At 66.9% G+C, this 17,574-nt stretch carries 16 protein-coding genes; 11 read left to right on the top strand and 5 right to left on the bottom strand.

Annotated features, from left to right (window positions below):
* Positions 1 to 79: 79 nt before the first annotated feature.
* From DFO65_RS03170 to DFO65_RS03160, 3 genes are all read left to right on the top strand, one after another.
* Positions 80 to 532, top strand: coding sequence for a DUF3817 domain-containing protein (locus tag DFO65_RS03170; RefSeq protein ID WP_113902983.1), 453 nt, complete (start codon positions 80 to 82; stop codon positions 530 to 532).
* Between the two features lie 107 nt (positions 533 to 639).
* Complete coding sequence (locus tag DFO65_RS03165; protein ID WP_113902982.1) at positions 640 to 2,388, top strand: flotillin family protein; 1,749 nt, start codon at positions 640 to 642, stop codon at positions 2,386 to 2,388.
* 81 nt (positions 2,389 to 2,469) lie between these two features.
* Positions 2,470 to 3,378 (top strand): cation diffusion facilitator family transporter, encoded by a 909-nt coding sequence (locus DFO65_RS03160; RefSeq protein WP_113902981.1) that lies wholly within the window; start codon positions 2,470 to 2,472, stop codon positions 3,376 to 3,378.
* Between the two features lie 60 nt (positions 3,379 to 3,438).
* Here the strand turns inward: DFO65_RS03160 and DFO65_RS03155 are convergent, their stop codons facing one another.
* Both DFO65_RS03155 and DFO65_RS03150 read right to left on the bottom strand, forming a co-directional pair.
* Complete coding sequence (locus tag DFO65_RS03155; protein WP_113902980.1) at positions 3,439 to 4,539, bottom strand: tartrate dehydrogenase; 1,101 nt, start codon at positions 4,537 to 4,539, stop codon at positions 3,439 to 3,441.
* Between the two features lie 101 nt (positions 4,540 to 4,640).
* Positions 4,641 to 5,522, bottom strand: coding sequence for a LysR family transcriptional regulator (locus tag DFO65_RS03150; RefSeq protein WP_113902979.1), 882 nt, complete (start codon positions 5,520 to 5,522; stop codon positions 4,641 to 4,643).
* 90 nt (positions 5,523 to 5,612) lie between these two features.
* Between DFO65_RS03150 and DFO65_RS03145 the strand changes: the two genes are divergently transcribed.
* The gene (locus tag DFO65_RS03145; protein ID WP_113902978.1) at positions 5,613 to 7,238 is read left to right on the top strand and encodes an SLC13 family permease; all 1,626 of its coding nucleotides are present in this window, start codon (positions 5,613 to 5,615) and stop codon (positions 7,236 to 7,238) included.
* Positions 7,239 to 7,650: 412 nt separating this feature from the next.
* Here the strand turns inward: DFO65_RS03145 and DFO65_RS17025 are convergent, their stop codons facing one another.
* Positions 7,651 to 8,667 carry a hypothetical protein gene (locus DFO65_RS17025; RefSeq protein WP_181778598.1) on the bottom strand — a complete coding sequence of 339 codons (1,017 nt, stop codon included), beginning with the start codon at positions 8,665 to 8,667 and terminating at the stop codon, positions 7,651 to 7,653.
* A 99-nt stretch (positions 8,668 to 8,766) separates the two neighbouring features.
* On the opposite strand from DFO65_RS17025, the gene DFO65_RS17020 reads away from it, so the two are divergent.
* Genes DFO65_RS17020 through DFO65_RS03125 form a run of 5 tightly spaced genes read left to right on the top strand, consistent with a single transcriptional unit; the run spans position 8,767 to position 12,572 of the window.
* Positions 8,767 to 10,743, top strand: coding sequence for an FtsK/SpoIIIE domain-containing protein (locus tag DFO65_RS17020; RefSeq protein ID WP_181778597.1), 1,977 nt, complete (start codon positions 8,767 to 8,769; stop codon positions 10,741 to 10,743).
* The gene (locus tag DFO65_RS03135; protein WP_113902976.1) at positions 10,740 to 11,006 is read left to right on the top strand and encodes a hypothetical protein; all 267 of its coding nucleotides are present in this window, start codon (positions 10,740 to 10,742) and stop codon (positions 11,004 to 11,006) included. The genes DFO65_RS17020 and DFO65_RS03135 overlap by 4 nt, the downstream gene beginning before the upstream one ends.
* Positions 11,007 to 11,038: 32 nt before the next feature.
* The gene (locus DFO65_RS03130) at positions 11,039 to 12,109 is read left to right on the top strand and encodes a hypothetical protein (protein WP_147233227.1); all 1,071 of its coding nucleotides are present in this window, start codon (positions 11,039 to 11,041) and stop codon (positions 12,107 to 12,109) included.
* Positions 12,099 to 12,287: a hypothetical protein gene (locus tag DFO65_RS16890; RefSeq protein WP_147233225.1), complete on the top strand. Its 189-nt coding sequence runs from the start codon at positions 12,099 to 12,101 to the stop codon at positions 12,285 to 12,287. Before DFO65_RS03130 ends, DFO65_RS16890 begins: the two co-directional genes overlap by 11 nt.
* 9 nt (positions 12,288 to 12,296) lie before the next feature.
* Entirely contained in the window at positions 12,297 to 12,572 is a 276-nt protein-coding gene (locus DFO65_RS03125) for a hypothetical protein (RefSeq protein ID WP_113902974.1), read from the top strand.
* A 38-nt stretch (positions 12,573 to 12,610) separates the two neighbouring features.
* Here the strand turns inward: DFO65_RS03125 and menC are convergent, their stop codons facing one another.
* Complete coding sequence (gene menC / locus DFO65_RS03120) at positions 12,611 to 13,735, bottom strand: o-succinylbenzoate synthase (RefSeq protein WP_113902973.1); 1,125 nt, start codon at positions 13,733 to 13,735, stop codon at positions 12,611 to 12,613.
* Between the two features lie 162 nt (positions 13,736 to 13,897).
* Between menC and DFO65_RS03115 the strand changes: the two genes are divergently transcribed.
* Positions 13,898 to 14,842, top strand: coding sequence for an FkbM family methyltransferase (locus DFO65_RS03115; protein ID WP_113903191.1), 945 nt, complete (start codon positions 13,898 to 13,900; stop codon positions 14,840 to 14,842).
* A gap of 10 nt (positions 14,843 to 14,852) precedes the next feature.
* Here the strand turns inward: DFO65_RS03115 and DFO65_RS03110 are convergent, their stop codons facing one another.
* Positions 14,853 to 16,010: a M20 family metallopeptidase gene (locus DFO65_RS03110; protein ID WP_113902972.1), complete on the bottom strand. Its 1,158-nt coding sequence runs from the start codon at positions 16,008 to 16,010 to the stop codon at positions 14,853 to 14,855.
* 48 nt (positions 16,011 to 16,058) lie between these two features.
* On the opposite strand from DFO65_RS03110, the gene DFO65_RS03105 reads away from it, so the two are divergent.
* Positions 16,059 to 17,537: a glutamate-cysteine ligase family protein gene (locus DFO65_RS03105; RefSeq protein WP_113902971.1), complete on the top strand. Its 1,479-nt coding sequence runs from the start codon at positions 16,059 to 16,061 to the stop codon at positions 17,535 to 17,537.
* The last annotated feature ends 37 nt before the right edge of the window (positions 17,538 to 17,574 follow it).

Raw genomic sequence — 17,574 nt, 5'->3', positions numbered from 1 at the left:
CGGAGCCCGGCGAGACTCGCACGCTCAGTCGGTGGGCGGTTCAGGGAGTGGTCATCTCGACCCGGCACAATGGTCTCCCGTGACTCCGAAACGATTCTTCAACTTCTTCGCCGTCGCCGAGGCGATCACCTGGGCCATGCTCATCACCGGCATGATCCTCAAGTACGGGACCGAGACGACGGAGATCGGGGTGAGGATCGGCGGAAGCGTCCACGGATTCGTCTTCCTCTGCTTCGTCCTCGCCGTCATCCTCGTCGGGGTGTCACAGCGCTGGCACGTTGGGCGGATCCTCATGGGACTCGTCGCCGCGGTCGTCCCGTTCGCGACGATCCCGTTCGAGATCGTCTCCGCGAGGGCCGGGGCCCTCGACGGGCAGTGGGGGCTCGGCGCGGACGGTCGTGAGCCGCGCGGCCCTCTCGAGCGGCTCTGCGCGTGGGCGATCCGCTCGCCGTGGCTCGCGGCGGGCGTCGGCCTCCTCGTCGTCATCGTCGTCTTCACCGCGCTCCTCGTCGTCGGCCCTCCCGGGAGCTGAGATCCGCCTCGGCGATCCGCCCCTGTGTCCGCGGTCTCGCCTAGGATGAGGGCAACGGGCTGACCACCCCTCGGCCCGCATCCCCTCGAGCGATGGAAGGCCCGCCCATGGACCTCATTCTCGGCGCCGGAGGAATCGGCGTCATCGTCATACTCGCCCTGATCGCGCTCGTCGTGATCCTGCGCTCCTACAAGATCGCCTCCCCCTCCGAAGCGCTCATCATCACCGGCCGCAACTCCTCCGGTGCCAGCGGCAGCGGACGCATCGTCATCGGCGGCCGTGCCGTCGTCTACCCGATCGTGCAGAAGGCCTTCATCCTCTCCCTGTCGTCACGGCAGATCTCGGTCGAGATCGACGGCATCTCGAAGAACGGCATCGCCCTGCGCCTGCGCGGCGTCGCCCAGGTCAAGGTCGGCGGCACCGAGGACGACGTCCGCAAGGCCGCCCAGCGCTTCCTCGACCAGCAGGACCAGATCGACCACTACTCCAAGGAGATCCTCTCGGGCACCCTGCGCGCGGTCGTCGGCACCCTGACGGTCGAGCAGATCATCCAGGACCGCGCGTCCTTCGCCGCCCAGGTACAGGAGGAATCCGCGCACTCGATGAACAACCAGGGTCTGGTCATCGACACCTTCCAGATCTCCGCGGTCGAGGACGAGGGCAGCTACCTGCGCGACTGGGGCCGGCCTCAGGCCGCCGAGGTCGCGAAGAACGCCGCGATCGCCGAGGCGAACGCCTCCCGCGCCGCCGCCGTCGAGGAGGCGCTGCAGAACGAGGAGACGCAGAGGCAGCAGGCGCTGACCGACCAGGCCATCGCCGAACAGCAGCAGCAGCTCGCCCTGCGCCGGGCCGCACTCAAGGAAGAGGCCGATCAGCGTCAGGCGACGGCCGACAACGCCGGGCCCCTGGCCGCGGCGGCGGAGAAGCAGAAGCTGCTCGAACGCGACCGGGTGGTCGCGAAGGAGGCCGCGGAGCTGCGCACCGAGCAGCTCGACGCCGAGGTCAGGCGGCCTGCGGATGCCGAGAAGTACCGGCAGCAGGCCGAAGCCGATGCCCGGGCCTATGAGATCGAGGCGCAGGGACGCGCCGAGGCGGCCGCGGAGCTGCATCGCCGCTCCAAGGAGGCGGAGGCGATCCGGCTCGAGGGCCAGGCCCAGGCCGACGCGATCCGGGCGCGAGGCGAGGCCGAGGCCCAGGCACTCGAGGCTCAGGCCGAGGCCTACAAGAAGTTCAATGACGCCGCGGTGCTGTCGAAGGTCCTCGAGGTCCTTCCGGGCATCGCAGGCGAACTCGTGGCGCCCTACGCCAACATCAAGGACCTCTCCATCGTCTCGACCGACGGCGAGTCGAAGCTCGCCAACTCGGTGTCGAACAACCTCGCCCAGGTCCTCGAGGTCGTGCGCGGCACGACCGGCATCGACCTCACCGACCTCGTCGGCAGGGCGGCGAATCAGGGCAGCGGGCGATCCGCGGCCGGTCGATCGACCGGCGGCGCTCCCGTCGATGGCACGTCTGCCGGCGGGGACCGGGACTCCGATGGTCGATCGCCCGGTGCCGGGAACCGGCCCGCCGATGACAGTGACCGGTCGGCCGATGACGGTTCCGAGGAGGTCGTCGAGGGCGACATCGCGGAGTCGACCTCCCCGGATTCCGGGCAGTCGGGCCGCCGTCCGGGCTTCGACCCGCAGGACTTCCTCGGCCCCGACGGGGACCTCGACCTCCGGCATATCGGGGACGAGGTCAAGCGGGCCACCGGCATCGACGTCCAGGCCTACATCGCCGAGGCGCTCCGCCGCCGCGAGGACCGCGACGATCCCGATGGCGGGAAGGACGGCCGGAGCCCGAGCGCCGGATAGCGGACGGCCCCTTTTCCCTCACATTCCCCTCACTGATATAAACACATGCGCATATGTTAATGTGATGGGGGAGGGATACTCATGGCACACGATCATTCTCACGCCTCGGGTTCACGAGGGAGACTGGCGGTGGTCTTCACCATCGTCGCGGTGATCTTCGTCGTCCAGGTCATCGGTTCGATCTGGACGGGCAGCCTGGCGCTGCTCGTCGACACCGGGCACAATGCGGTCGACCTCATCGGCATCGGCGTCGCGCTCTTCGCCGCCACCCTGGTCCGCCGGCCCCCGCGCGGCCAGCGGACCTGGGGGTTCCGGCGAGCGGAGGTGCTCGCCGCAGGCGCCCAGGCGACCCTGCTGCTCGGGCTCGGCGTCTACAGCCTCATCGAGGGCATTCGGCGTTTCTTCTCGCCTCCCGAGGTGCCCGGTCCCGAACTCCTCCTCTTCGGTGCCGTCGGGCTCATCGGAAACGTCGTGTCGATCGGTCTCCTCGCCTCGTCGAAGGAGGACTCCCTCAACCTCCGGGCCGCGTTCCTCGAGGTCATCGCCGACGCTCTCGGGTCCTTGGCCGTCGTGCTCGCGGCCCTGGCGATCTGGCTCGTCGACTGGAGCCGGGCCGACGCCGTCGCCGCCCTCGTCATCGCCGCCCTCATCGTCCCCCGCGCCTTCGCCATCCTCCGGGAGACCGGCTCGATCCTGCTCGAGACCGCGCCCCGCAGCCTGGACCTCGAGAGCGTCAAGGCGCACATCGAGGGCGTCGAGCATGTGCAGGAGGTCCACGACCTCCACGTGACGAGGATCGACTCGAATCTCCCGGTGCTCACCGCCCATGTCGTGCTCGCCGACGAATGCTTCTACGACGGCCACGCCCCGCGGATCCTCGGGTCCCTGCAGGCCTGCCTCGCCGAGCACTTCGAGATCGCGATCGAGCACTCGACCTTCCAGTTCGACCGGGCGAAGGACGCGGCGCGGGAGACCCGCTCCCACCGCTGAATCGACGAGTTCGCACGGCCGGTCTGCGCGCGCTGCGGGCTGTGCGGGGAGCCCGCGCGGTCAGTTCGCGCGGGCGTGGATGTCCTCGAGTTGGGAGACGATCGCCTCGGTCATCTCGACGGTGTTGGAGTCCCCGCCGAGGTCGCGCGGCAGGATGCCTGCGGCCGTGACGTTCTCGATCGCCTGCCTGACCTCGTCCGCCTGCTCGTCGAGGCCGAAGTGGTCGAGCATGAGCGCGGCCGACGAGATCGCCCCGATCGGGTTCGAGATCCCCTTCCCGGCGATGTCCGGGGCCGAGCCGTGGACGGGCTCGAACATCGAGGGAAAGCGCCGTTCGGGATTGAGGTTGGCGCTGGCAGCGAGCCCGAGGCTGCCGGCCAGGGCGGAACCGACGTCGGAGAGGATGTCGGCGTGGAGGTTCGAGGCCACGACCACTGACAGGTCCTCGGGGTGGAGGACGAACTTCGCGCTCATCGCGTCGACGAGCACGCTTTCGGTCTCGACGTCCGGGTAGTCCTGCGCGACCCGGGCGAAGACCTCGTCCCACAGCACCATCCCGTACTGCTGGGCATTCGACTTCGTCACGCTCGAGACCTTCTTCACGCTCCGGGAGCGCGCGATGTCGAAGGCGAAGCGGATGATGCGCTCGCAGCCGACCTCGGTGTGGACGCTCGTCTGCAGGGCGACCTCGTTGCCGGGTCCCCGGCCGCTGAGGTTGCGTCCGCCCATGCCGGCGTATTCGCCTTCGCTGTTCTCGCGCACGACGATCCAGTCGAGCTCGGTGTCATCGGCCTTGCGCAGGGGCGAGCGGACCCCGGGCAGGAACGTCACCGGGCGGATGTTCGCCCATTGGTCGAAGGGCTGGGTGATCGCCAGGCGCAGTCCCCACAGGCTCGTGTGGTCGGGGACCTCGCTCGAACCGACCGCACCGAAGTAGATGGCGTCGTGTGCCTTGAGCTCCTCGAGCCCGCCCTCGGGGATGTAGCGACCGTGCTCGAGGTAGTACTCCGAGCTCCACGGGAACTCGGTGACGTCGAAGGCGATCGCGCCCTCGGAGAGCTTGGCGACGGTGTCGAGGACGCGCAGACCGGCCGCGACGACCTCACCGCCGATGCCGTCTCCGGGAATGGACGCAATGGAAAAGGTCTGGTTCTCGCTCATGGCTCAGCTTCCGCTCATCGGTTCGGTCGGTCTGCACCCATTGAGCCATCCCACGTCGGATAAGTCCAAGACCTGCTGACGATGAGAACTATCGGGTATGCCTATAGATCCAGGTGGGAGGCGATCTCCAGGAATCGCGCCGCCGCCGGAGTGAGCCCGTCGGGCCGGGCGACCGCGCAGACGTGGAGCGCTGGGGCATCCCTGATCGGCAGGAGGCGCACGGTCCCCGTCTCCGCGAAGGCCGCCCACGAGGACGGCAGGACGGCGTGGCCGACTCCGGCGCTCACCAGCGGCAGGATCGAGGTGCGATGGGCCACCTCGGCGACGATGGAGATGTCGATGCCCTCGGCGATGAGCTCGTCGACGAATGCGCGCATGAGCGAACCCCGGTGGGAGACGACGAGCCGAGCGCCGGCGAGGTCACCGCGCTCGACGACCTCGGCGGCGGGCAGGGAGGCGTTCGGGCCGGCGGCGAGCATGAGGGGCTGGTCCATGAGGTGGACGACCCGGAAATCGGGTACCCGGGGAAGCTCACGACCCCCGAGGAAGCCGAGCTCGACCCGCCCGTGGCGGACGGAGTCGATGGTCTCGTCGACGGTGAAGGTCGCGGCCACATCGACGGCGACCTGCGGGTGCTCGGCGGAGAAGCGGGAGATCAGGGTCGTCAGCGGTTCGATGCTCGGTGACGGCATCGCCGCGATCCGCACCCGCCCGGAGGTCAGTCCCCGCAGACCGCGGATGTGCTCCTCGGCGGCCTCGAGGTCACGCAGCACCAGGCGCGCGGGGCCCTCCAGCTCTCGTCCGGCGTCGCTGAGGGCGATCGTCCGCCCGATCCGGTGGAAGAGAGCCACTCCCAGCTCGCGCTCGAGGCCCTTGATCGTCTGCGACAGGGAGGGCTGGGCGACGCGAAGGGTCTCCGCGGCGCGCGTGAAGCTTCCGGCGTCCACGACGGCGAGGAAGTGGCGCAGCTGTCGAATGTCCATAGGCAGATCCTATTGGTCGCAGAGGAAATTGGGTCTGGACTATTCGCCGAGGCTGGGCCAGGCTGTTGGACAACCGAGGAAAGGACCATCATGAGTGCTCCCCACGGACGGGCCAACGGTGCCCCGTCGAACTCCAGGACGGATGTCCACGCCGCGCTGCTCGGAGGCAAGACCTTCCGCAGCCTGAGCGAGCAGAAGCTCTCCCCACGCGAGGAGAAGTTCGAACGGGCGCGCATGACCTCGGGCTTCGTCCTGGCCCCGCTCGTGAGCATCGTCTTCGCGCTCATCCCCATGGGGCTCAGCGATCAGCAGCACATGCTCGCCGCGGTCCTCCTCGGCGTCATCGTCCTGTGGATCACCGAGCCCGTCCCGATCCCGATCGGCGGGCTCATCGGCGTCGGCGCCGTCGTCGTGCTCGGGATCGTTCCCGCCGAGGACGCGATCGGGCCGTTCGGATCCTCGACGATCTTCACGTTCATCGGCGCCTTCGTCCTCGCCCAGGCGATGCTCCATCACGGGATCGCCCAGCGCGTGGCCCTCAGCGTCCTCAACCTGCCCGGCGTCGGTTCGTCGATCTACCGGGTGATCATCGCGTTCGGCCTCATCACGTGCGCGCTCTCGGCGTTCGTCTCCAACACGGCCACGGTGGCGATGCTCATGCCCACGGCGCTCGGCATCCTCGCTGTCATCGCCGAGCTCATGCAGGAGCGCGGGATCGTCAAGGAGGACTTCGACCCGCTGCGCCTGAGGGTCGGCGCGGCGCTGCTCCTCATGCTCGCCTACGGAGCGAGCGTCGGCGGTCTCCTCACGCCCGTCGGCTCACCGCCGAACCTCATCGGACGCGGCCTCATCGAGGAGGCGACGGGGGAGAAGATCTCCTTCGGGCAGTGGATGGTCATGGCCGCTCCCATCTGCGCCGCGATGTTCGTCGTCCTCGCCATCGTCATGCTCATGCTCAACAAGCCCGAGATCCGCAAGATCGAGGGAGTCGAGGAGTTCGTCCGCAAGGAGCTCGCCGAGCTCGGGCCGATGTCCCGGGCCGAGAAGAACACGCTCGTCGCGTTCGGCGTCACCGTCCTGCTGTGGCTGCTGCCGGCGTTCGCCGCCCTCTTCGGCGGCACGGACTCCACCGTCTACACCTTCCTCGACGAGCGTCTCGACGAGGGCGTCGTCGCCGTCCTCGGCGCTTCTCTGCTGTTCATCCTGCCGGTCGACTGGAAGCGGCGCGAACCGACCCTGACCTGGACCCAGGCGGCGAAGATCGACTGGGGGACGATCATCCTGTTCGGCTGCGGCATCATCTTCGGCTCCCTGCTCGCCGACACCGGGCTCGCCGAGACGATCGGCACCGGGTTCGCCGAGATGACCGGGGTGACGAGCGTCATCCCGATCACGATCGTGTCGGTCGTCCTGGCGATCCTCATCTCGGAGACGACCTCGAACACCGCCTCGGCGGCCGTCATCGTCCCGATCGTCATCCCGCTGTGCACCGCTGCCGGCATCGATCCGTTCGTGCCGGCCCTGGCCGCGACCTTCGCCGCGTCGTTCGGCTTCATGCTCCCGGTCTCGACCCCGCAGAACGCGATCGTCTACGGCACGGGAGCGGTGCCGATCACGAAGATGATCCGCACCGGCATCGTCTTCGACATCTGCGGCGCCGTGCTCATCGTCGCCCTCATCCCGATCATGGTCGGGATCGTCGGCCTCGGCCAGTAGACGAGGACGCGGATCCTCGCCGAGGCGGTCGTCCGGGCTGTGAATCCTCCACCGTTTCCGCGTGCGTCGGTATTCCAGCGTGACAACATGTGAAATGGAAATCGCAGAAGGAGTAATGGCGATTGTAAACTCATGAACATCGGCCGCGAAGTGAAACTATCGGGAGACTCCATCGATGCACACCACGAGACTTGCCCCGCATGAAGTCATGAACGCTGCAGAGGGACTGCAGAATCGCTTCCTGAGAGGGTCCGCGGAGGCGAGTCGGCGAGTGCATGAGCTGAGGCGGACGCGTGGCCAGTGGGACGACGACGAAAGAGCGATCTCGGGGTCGGTCGCCCAGACGCAGGCGCTCCTCAGGGCGCATGTATCGCTCGCGGAAGATCTCAAGTTCTGGCTGCAGGACAGACTGTCAGGGTCTGATAGGTCGTGGAAGGTCCTCGCCAGACTGCATCAAGAAGGTGGCATCGAGGCGGTACCGGTGCCGTATGAGCAGAATGCGAACGGAGGGATCGACTACGACTTCAGCCGACTCGACCAGGTGAAGAACGACATCGTCCTGCACCGTCGAGATCTCGATAGAGCTCGCCTGCTCACCGCCGGTGTGAGCAGGCATCTGAGCCGGGGACTCACAGTGTTCGAGGGCATGCGACTTCATTGCATCGCCATGGCGCACGATATCGCCCAGCGTCTCGTCAAGGAGAGCAGCCACTTCGACGAAGTCTCCAATGAGAACTCCTCGAAGTACAGAGCTCAGCTGGCGGCCATCGGAGCAGAACTTCGCAATGAGATCAGTGACATCCAGGGATCCTTCGACAGCGTGATCAGGTCGGCGGGGCCTGGCGCTGTCGAACAGTGGAGGGATGCGGACTTCCAGCGCTGGGAACTGCCGTCGGCAGTCGTTCCGCAGTTCATCGGCGCACTGCACTACACCGGCCCCGAACTCGCGGAGTTCGACAACGTTCGGCTCGAGGCTCCGTTCCTCAAGGACATCCGCAAGCTCGGCAATGTCCTCCACCCCTACTCGGGCAGATCGGCGAATCGTGAGGAACTTGACGCCGTCGTCCGCAACTTCCTTGCCAGGACTTTGTGCTCCTTCCCCGCGAAGAACCTGAGGGTGGGCGTCATCGATCCGCTGGGGATGGGCAATGCCGTCTCCCGATTCATCCGCCTCGGCGACTACAATCCGGAACTCATCTCCGGCCAGGTGCGCAGCAACAATGCCTCGATCAAAGACCTGCTGAGCACCCTCACCGCGCACATCGAGCTGGTGGTGCAGAAGTTCCTGCGCGGCACCTACTCCTCGCTCGCCGAGTACAACGAGGAAGCCGGCGAGGTGGCCGAAGCGTATCGGCTCCTGATCGTGCAGGACTTCCCCAGCCAGTTCGACGATGAGATGCTCCATCAGCTCCAGCGCATCATCGAACACGGGCCCAAATGCGGAATCTTCACCTTCATGACAGCGAACACCGACTCGAACGAGGACGATTTCCGCCGAATCGACATCAACCGGCTCCCGCTTGCCTCGATGACGGTCACGAGCGGGAACTTTGCGCCAAGCGGGAGCACTCCGCAGGGTGATTCCGCACGGTTGCTCAAGCTGAGCGATGATCCCATCCGGGAACTGGGCGAGGCCCGAGGTGGTGCGGTCATCGATGCGATCGTCGACGCGGTCGGAAGGAGTTCGCGCACGCTCGACATCGACACCGCGCTCGAGAAGACCTTTGCGAAGTTCGCCGAGATCGCCGCGGCCGGCACGAAATCCGACCTGAGCCAGGACCTGGTGGTGCCGGACCTCGGTGATCCCGCGACGTGGTGGAAGAACCACGCAAGTGACAGCGTCGTGGCCCCCATCGGGCGGCAGGGCGCCACAGATATCGCATTCCTCCGGCTCGATTCGGGAAATCTCACCGGTGCGCTGATCGTCGGTCGTCCGGGATCCGGGAAGTCGACGCTGATACACACCATCCTGGCCGGTCTCACGACCATGTACGGTCCGGACGAACTCGAACTCTATCTGCTGGACTTCAAAGAGGGTGTGGAGTTCGCAGACTATGCGGAGTACTCGCTCCCACACGCCGCCTGCATTGCGGTGGAGAGCGAGCGCGAGCTGGGAATGAACGTTCTTGTCTCTCTGACCCATGAGCTCAAACGCAGGGCGGAGGCTTTCAAGGCGGCGAAGGTCCAGAACATCGGCAGCTACCGAAGTCGCGGCCACGAGTTGACGAGAATCGTGGTGTTCTTCGACGAGTTCCAGGTGCTGTTCAACGAGGATGACCGGATCGGTCAGGAATCGGCCAGGGCGATGGACCTCATCATCAAGCAGGGGCGAAGTCACGGGATCCACATCGTGCTCAGCTCTCAGACTCTGAGTGGAATGATCGCGATGAACAAGCAGTCCCTGCAACTTCTCAACGTCCGTGTTCTCCTGCCCAGCTCCACAGAGGACGCCATGACAGTGATGGACGATCACAATCCCGCCCATAAGCTCATCAAGTCGCGTGGGGAGGGGATTCTCAACAATGCCTCCGGTCGTGAATCGGCCAATATTCAGTTCAACGGAGCATACGAGAAGGACCAGGTTCGACGGGACCGAATGAAGCTGCTCCGGACCAAAGCCGTGGACGAAGGCTTCTTGCGGACCCCGCGCATCTTCGAGAGTGGCACACAGGCCCATCTGGAAGCCGAGGACAGGGCAAAGTTCGCTCCCACCCCGCCCTCGGACCCGAGCACACAGGCCTCGACCTTGTCTCTGCGTCCGGGCACTGCATTCGCGTTGAGTTCGGACCTGCGAATCGAGTTGCGGCGGGAGGCCGGAAGCAACATCATCCACGTCGACCGCAATACCACGGAACAGCTTGTGGGCACCGTGGCCGCGCTCTGGCTGTCCGCACGAGCCTCGAATCCATACACCACCCACGAGGTCATCGGCTTCTCCCATGTCCCACCGGCGATGCACGAGATCATCAGGGGCCTCGCGGACGAGGGAATCGCCACTTTCAGCGGAAGCAAGTCCGCGGACTCCGCACTGCAGAGGTTGGGAGCGGAACTCGATCGTCGTCAGGAAGAGCAGGACTTCTCGTCCGCGCCGATCGTCCTCACTCTTCTCGGAATCCAGAAAGCACGCGACCTCGACCCCAACAGCTACTCGAGTTCGCTGAGCTTCGACGACGATTCAACGGTGTCCCTGCACGAACAGATCGAGAGAATAGCCGCAGAGGGCCCGGAGGTCGGAATCCACATCATCGCCACGGTGGATACCTGCCAGGGTCTCGAGAAACGCTTCAGTCGCAAACTCCAGCACGAATTCTCCACCCGGCTCGTCGGCTCGATGTCGGCCGAGGACATCGGAAGTCTCACCTCGCCGAGCGTGCGCGTCCGACCTCACCAGGGTCAGATGCTCTACTACGACATCGACACCGGAGCCACTGTGAAATACCTTCCCTACGTCCTGAACGACACGAACTGGATCTCCACGATCCTCCCGACAGGAGCAAGACAATGAGCGATCGCGTTCACGCCAATGCCCCCGAGCTCGAAGCATTCTCCCGCAGACTGCGCGGCAACGGTGAGAATGTCGTCAAACTCGCCAAGGAACTGGAGTACACCCTCCGGACGATCGACTGGAACGATCGAGTCAAGGACCGGATCGACCAGGATGTCCATGATGCGACCCGCGGTCTCAAGAAGCTGGCCGAGAGTCTTTTCGACCATTCGCGTGAAGTCGACATCAAGGCCCGACAGCTCAGAGACTTCCTTGGACGATGAGCTCCGAGAAGGTCCATTCGAGCTACGGGGCATTGAGCGCGCTGTCGTCCAGCCTGCTCCAGTTCAGGTCGAATCTCGAGACCTCGACGCGTGATGTCGAGCATTCTCTGCAGTCGAGCGCCGCTGATGCTGACAACGCCGTGTCGAACCGACGTCGCGACCTCGAATCCGCCGTGTCGGATCGTGTCCGCGCGGAGAGCCTGATGCGTTCTGCGGAGGCTGAACTGTTCGCAGCCGAGTCGGAACTCGACTCGGCTCTGGGCGCGGATCCTCGATATCGCGGACCCGCGGTTTCTCGGGCACGCGCGCGAGTGGCCCGTGCACACCAAGGCCTGGGCAGCGCGCAAGTCAAGCTGCGAGAGTCCGAGGGCCGCGAGCATGAGAAGCGACGGCTGCTGGAGAGAAGCGAGAATGCGCGGCGAAAGATCCATCTGGCTCTCGATGAGTACCGGTCCTCGGTGAGCGCGGCTCGAGCCGTGGAGACCACGATCGCGATGGCAGCACTGGCGAAGTTGTCGATCCTCAAGGGGATCCTGTCGACCTATCTGAGTTCCTCGTCCCGCAGCCCTTCACCTGGAAGCTCGATCCGCAATGCGAGCCGAAGATCCGCCACCGGTGGTGGAACCGGGCACGGAGGAGACTCGGGTGCGGACTCGGTCAACGCGGGCACCGACCCGATCAACTCCGCGCGAGAGGACAGGCCGATCGACTGGGCCGCGTTCTCCTTGCGGCCCGACTCCCGCGAGGTACAGCTCGCGGTACTCGGACCCCAGCTTCGGCGACTGTTGGGCATCGACGACGGTGAGACGATCTTCGCTTCCGGCCACGAGCACGAAATCTGGGCACGGCGATGGGTCGGCGGGGGAGCCGCGATGTTCCGACGAGATCCCAGTCGGAGCAACTTCGATGCCCGCGATCTGCGCGAAGGGCTGAGCGCACCGGATTCGTTCGGCGCCATGCACGAATGCGTCACCGACCAATCGATCACGGTCGACCCCGTGACGGGCCGATTGGTGTCAGGTGAGAGCTTCCTGAATGCGCTCGTTGCTGCGGGCGCCGAGGTGCTCCCGCTGCGTTTCGAAAGGGGTTCGGATGTCGATTGAAGATGCAGCGCTCAAGCTCAAGTCATCGATGAGGACCATCATGCTCAATTGGAACGATGCCCAGGCGACGAGGATAGAAGCGGAACTCGTCCTGCCGCTGATCTCCAATGCCACACGATTGAGTCAGCAAGCCGATGATGCGCTCGCCAGCGTGGCACGTGCTCGAGAGGAACTGTGAGGAAACACCATGAACCTGCCTGAATTCGGCATGCCGGAGCGTCTGAACGTGCCCCCCTTCGGCGAGCAGCGGGCGCGGCTCGGGCGACAGATCGTGCTCGGGCTGAAAGTGCTGGCCATCGTCATCGTTCTCTGGCTGATCATCGCAGGCGTCACCTCGTGCGTGAATGCAATCTCGAATATGGGGAGCACTGCCTCTGGCCACCACGGTTCCGTCGGCACGGCAGCGTCCTCAGCGGTTGCCTCAGGTTTCGCAACGGACTCACTCAGCGGCCTCGGCCAGTAGGGGAGGACCCGGATCCTCGCCGAGGCGGTCGACCGGGTTCAGCTCGCGGGCAGAATCTCGTGTGTGGCGGTGCGGAACCTCTCGAGCTTGGCCGGGTCGACGGAGACGCCGAAGCCGACGCCGGTCGGCACGTCGACGACGCCGTCGTGCATGACGATCTCCTCGGTGATGTCCTCCTGGAAGAACCGGCTCGAGGCGGAGATGTCACCGGGGAGGGTGAAGCCGGGCAGGGAGGCCAGCGCCGCGTTCGCCGCCCGGCCCAGCCCCGTCTCGACCATCCCGCCGTGCCAGACCGCGACGCCGTGGGCGGAGGCGAGGTCGTGGATCTTCTTCGCCTCGATGTAGCCGCCCACGCGCCCGGGCTTGATGTTGATGACGGCGGCCGCGCCGAGGGCGATGGCATCGGCGGCCGCCTCGGCGGAGACGATGGACTCGTCGAGGCACATCGGCGTCTCCATGAGCTTCGCGAGCTCGCTGTGCTGGCGGATGTCGGCCTCGCCCAGCGGCTGCTCGATGAGCAGGAGGCCGAACTCGTCGAGGCGCTTGAGGTGAGCGGCGTCGACGAGGGTGTAGGCGGCGTTCGCATCGACCTGGAACCCGAAGTCGTCGCCGAAGGCCTTGCGCACGGCAGCCACCTCGGCGATGTCCTTGCCGGGCTTGATCTTGAGCTTGATGCGGGCGTACCCCTCCTCGAGGTAGCCGCCGATGACCGTGACGGTCTCCTCGACGGAGTCCTGGATGCCCACGGACACACCCGAGGGCACGGAGTCGACGACGCCGCCGAGGTACTCCTTGAACGACTGCCCGCGCTGCTTGAGCTGGGCCTCGATGACGGCCATCTCGAGCGCCGACTTCGCCATCGGGTGGCCGATGACATGGCGCAGATGCCAGGACACGGTCTCGGCGGTGAGGTCCTCGACGTCGAAGAGGATCGGCGCCAGCCACCGGCGGGTGACGTCGATGCCCGCGGCGACGTACTCGGAGGAGTAGAGCGGGGAGATCATCGCCACCGACTCGCCCCAGCCGGTGATCTCACCGTCCGGGGTGTCGAACCTCGCCTCGACGAGGTAGCAGTCCTTCTCCGTCTCCCGCATGAACGAGGTCTCGAACGGGGTGACGAGGGGCAGCGACACTTCGTGGAGGGTCAGTGATGTCAGCTTCATGTCAGGGGTCCTTCTGCGGTGGGCGAGCGACGATGTTGGTTCCAGACTAGTACGTCGCCGCGCGATGACGCCGAGCGGGCGACCGGCCCGCAGCCTTCACCCGTGACGCAGGTGACATTGGTACGGTGTGGCAAAGGGTCACACGTGGCGAAGGGGACTGTCGTGAACGACTATCTGCGCACTCTGGCAGCTCGCAAGCAGTCGTGGTTCGGGCTCAAGCTGCCCGTCAAGGCCGCGCTCGCGCAGCCGTTCCTCCACCCCCTGCTGCGCGCGGTCGCGCCGCGCGTCAGAGGGCTCAAGATCGGCAGGCTCCCCGCGCCGATCGAACTCACCGAGGTCCGGGGCCGCGCCGGTGGCGCCGAGTTCCACCTCGTCGATCCCTTCCGCTGCGAGATCGCCAAGGAGTTCTACTGGGGAAGGGGCCGGCGGACCGAGCCCGAGGACGCCTTCGCCCTCGACCTCATGGTCGAGCTCAGCCGCGATGCCGACGTGTTCGTCGACATCGGGGCCTACACGGGCGTGTTCACGATGGCCGTCCTCGCGAGCAACCCCACCGCGATCGCCCACACGTTCGAGATCATCCCCGCCGTCGTGGCCGGGCTGGAGAAGAACGTCGCGCGCAACGGCCTCGGCGACCGGGTCACCGTCCACCCCACGGGTGTCGGCCGGCCGGGCACGACGATGCAGGTGCCCACCGGCGACGGCGGCTCGGCGCTGCCGTCGTTCTACTCGGCGAGCATGGACTTCGGCTCCGGCGCCGAGGTGCGCTTCACCTCCCTCGATGAGCTCCTCCCCGACCTGCCGCCAGGCAACCCCCGGGTGACCGTGAAGATCGACGTCGAGGGCGCCGAGAACGACGTCCTCGGACACGGTGAGGAGTTCCTCGACATCCTGCGCCCCGACATGCTCTGCGAAGTGCTCGCCGATCGCGCGAGACCCGCCGAGCTCATGGGCATCCTCGGCCGGTACGGGTACCGCTACTACCTCGTCGGGCCCGACCGGCTGAGCGCCCGGGAACGGATCGTGCCCGATCCGGACCTGCGCGACTGGCTGCTGACGACGAAGAGCCCCGAGGAGCTCCGCGCCGAGGGCTACCCGGTCGACTGAGCCGCCCTCCTCAGGCTCCGAGCTGGTCGGCGATGAGGGCGGCGAGCAGCGCCGTGCGCGGCGGGATCTCGTCGATGACGGCGTGCTCGTGCTCGGCGTGCGCGCCGTCGCCGACCGCGCCGAGCCCGTCGAGGGTCGCGATCCCGTCACCGGCGGTGAAGTTCCCGTCGGAGGCGCCGCCGACGGCGACCCCGGTGGGCGCGGCGATGCCGAGGTCCGCGGCCAGGGCGACGGCCCGGTCGAAGAGGCCGGCCGAGCGCTCCGGCTCGAAGGGCGGACGGTTGATCCCGCCGAGCACCTCGACCGACGAGCCCTCGAGCGGCGGGCGGGTCGCGAGAGTCCGGATCGCGGCGTCGACGCGCTCGAGCTCGGCCGCGGTCCGGGCGCGGACGTCGATATCGACGTGCGCCTCGGCGGGGACCGTGTTCGTCGTCGTTCCCGCGCTGATCACGGTCGGGACCACGGTCGTGCCCGCCTCGGCGTCGGCGATGTCCGCGACCGCCGGCAGCGTGAGCGCCAGCGCCATGCCGGCGTTGATCCCCTTCTCCGGCTCCAGTCCCGCGTGGGAGGCCCTGCCCCGGAAGACGAGCGTGTACATCGATGTGCCCTTGCGTTCGAGCTTGAGCGCTCCGCCCGCGCTCGCCTCCATGACGTAGACGGCTCGCGCCTCGGCCGCCTCGGCGCGGATGAGCTCCGAGGATGTCACGGATCCGATCTCCTCATCGCCGGTGATGAGGATCGAGAGCCCGTCGAGGGCGGCCTCGCCGAGGTGCTCGCCGAGGATCGCGGTCGCGTGGATGCTCATGATCGCCCCGGTGAGCATGTCGAAGCAGCCGGGTCCGCGGACGAGGCCGTCGGCGGTGGAGAACGGGATCCGGTCGAGTGTCCCGTGCGGCCAGACGGTGTCCTGGTGGTTGACGAGGACGACACGGGCGGGCCCGGTGCCGAAGCGCAGCCGCACGTGGGTCGTGCCGTCGACGGTGATGAGCTCGGCCTCGGCGCCGAGGCGCTCCTTCAGGAGCGCGGCGAAGTCCGCGGCGCCGCGGGCCACGGCCGTCTTGTCGTGCGACGGGGTCTCGACGGAGATGACGCGTTCGAGATCGGCGAGGATCTGGGGGAGGCGATCGGTCGCGGAGCGGACGAGGTCTGCGGTCAATGAGGTCGACATGGTGGGATTCTATCGCCCGCGGGAGCCGGTCTGTGGTTTGCTTGGACCATGGGTGAAGCAGTGAACTCGAGGCGGTACACGCCCGAGGAGCGGACGCAGTACCGTGAGAAGCTGGCGGAGAACCTCGAGCTCTTCGACACGTACCTGCGCCATGCGGAGTTCCGCTCCGCGGGCACGATCGGCCTCGAACTCGAGCTCAACCTCATCGACGCCGACGGCCGGCCGAGCCGGAACAACACCGACGTCCTCGCCCACCTCGGCGATGAGTACCAGACGGAGATCGGCGCGTTCAACCTCGAGCTCAATCATCCGGTGCTCCAGGTCGCCGGTCAGGGGCTCAAGACCCTTGAGCGGGGAGTCGCCGACCGCCTCCGGCGGGCCCAGTCCGCCGCCGAGGCGGAGGGGCTGCGGATCGCCGCGATCGGGACCCTGCCCACCCTGACCACCGAGTTCCTCGAGGCCGAGGGCTGGATGACCGAGGAGAACCGGTACGCGGCGCTGAGCAACTCCGTCATCGACGCCCGCGGCGAGTACGTCCGCATCGAGCTCGCGGGGGAGGAGACCTACCGGCGGGAGTTCTCCGACATCGCACCCGAGGCCTCGTGCACCTCGATGCAGCTGCACCTGCAGGTGGCCCCGAACAGGTTCGCCGAGGCGTGGAACGCCTCCCAGGCGATCGCCGCGGCGCAGGTGGCGATGAGCGCGAACTCGCCCCTGTTCCTCGGCCACCGGCTCTGGCACGAATCCCGGATCCCGGTCTTCACGCAATCGATCGACACCCGCACCCCCGAGCTCGTCAACCAGGGGGTGCGGCCGCGGGTGTGGTTCGGCGAGCGGTGGATCACCTCGGTGTTCGACCTCTTCGAGGAGAACGTCCGCTACTTCCCGCCGCTGCTGCCAGAGACGAAGGACTTCGTCGAGTTCACCGAGGCCGATGCGCCGAAGCTCTTCGAGCTCGTGCTCCACAACGGGACCGTGTGGCGGTGGAACCGGCCGATCTACAACTCGGGCGACAACGGCGCCCATATCCGGGTGGAGAACCGGCTGCTCCCGGCGGGGCCGACCCCGGTCGACATGGTCGCCGACGCCGCCTTCTACTACGGGCTGGCCGAGTTCCTCGTCGGGGAGAATCGACCGGTGTGGTCGCGGATGTCGTTCGCCGAGGCGGAGGAGAACTTCTTCCACGCGGCCCGCGACGGAATCCTCGCCCGGGTGAAATGGCCGAAGATCGGGCACATCGACGTCGCGGACCTCGTCATCGACGTCCTCATCCCGCAGGCCAGGCGGGGTCTGAGCCGGCTCGGCATCGACAACGATCTCATCGAGGAGTACCTGTCGATCATCGAGGGTCGGGCGCACGGCCGGGCCAATGGTGCGACCTGGCAGCTGCGGATGCTCGACGAGCTGGCCCCCGGTTCCGCTCCCGAGTCGCCGCAGCGGCGTGAGGCCCTCAAGCGGATGCTCGAGAGGTACCTCGAGAACCAGGCGAGCGGCCGTCCCGTCCACACGTGGGATGTCAGGGCCTGAGGATCGCAGGAGTCGCCTGCTCGGTCCCGCCGTCGCA

Origin of the sequence: Brevibacterium sanguinis, assembly GCF_003315415.1 — a bacterium.
GTDB lineage: Bacteria > Actinomycetota > Actinomycetes > Actinomycetales > Brevibacteriaceae > Brevibacterium > Brevibacterium celere_A.
Note: the sequence above shows the minus strand (reverse complement) of the source record. Positions and strands in the feature narration are given on the sequence as shown.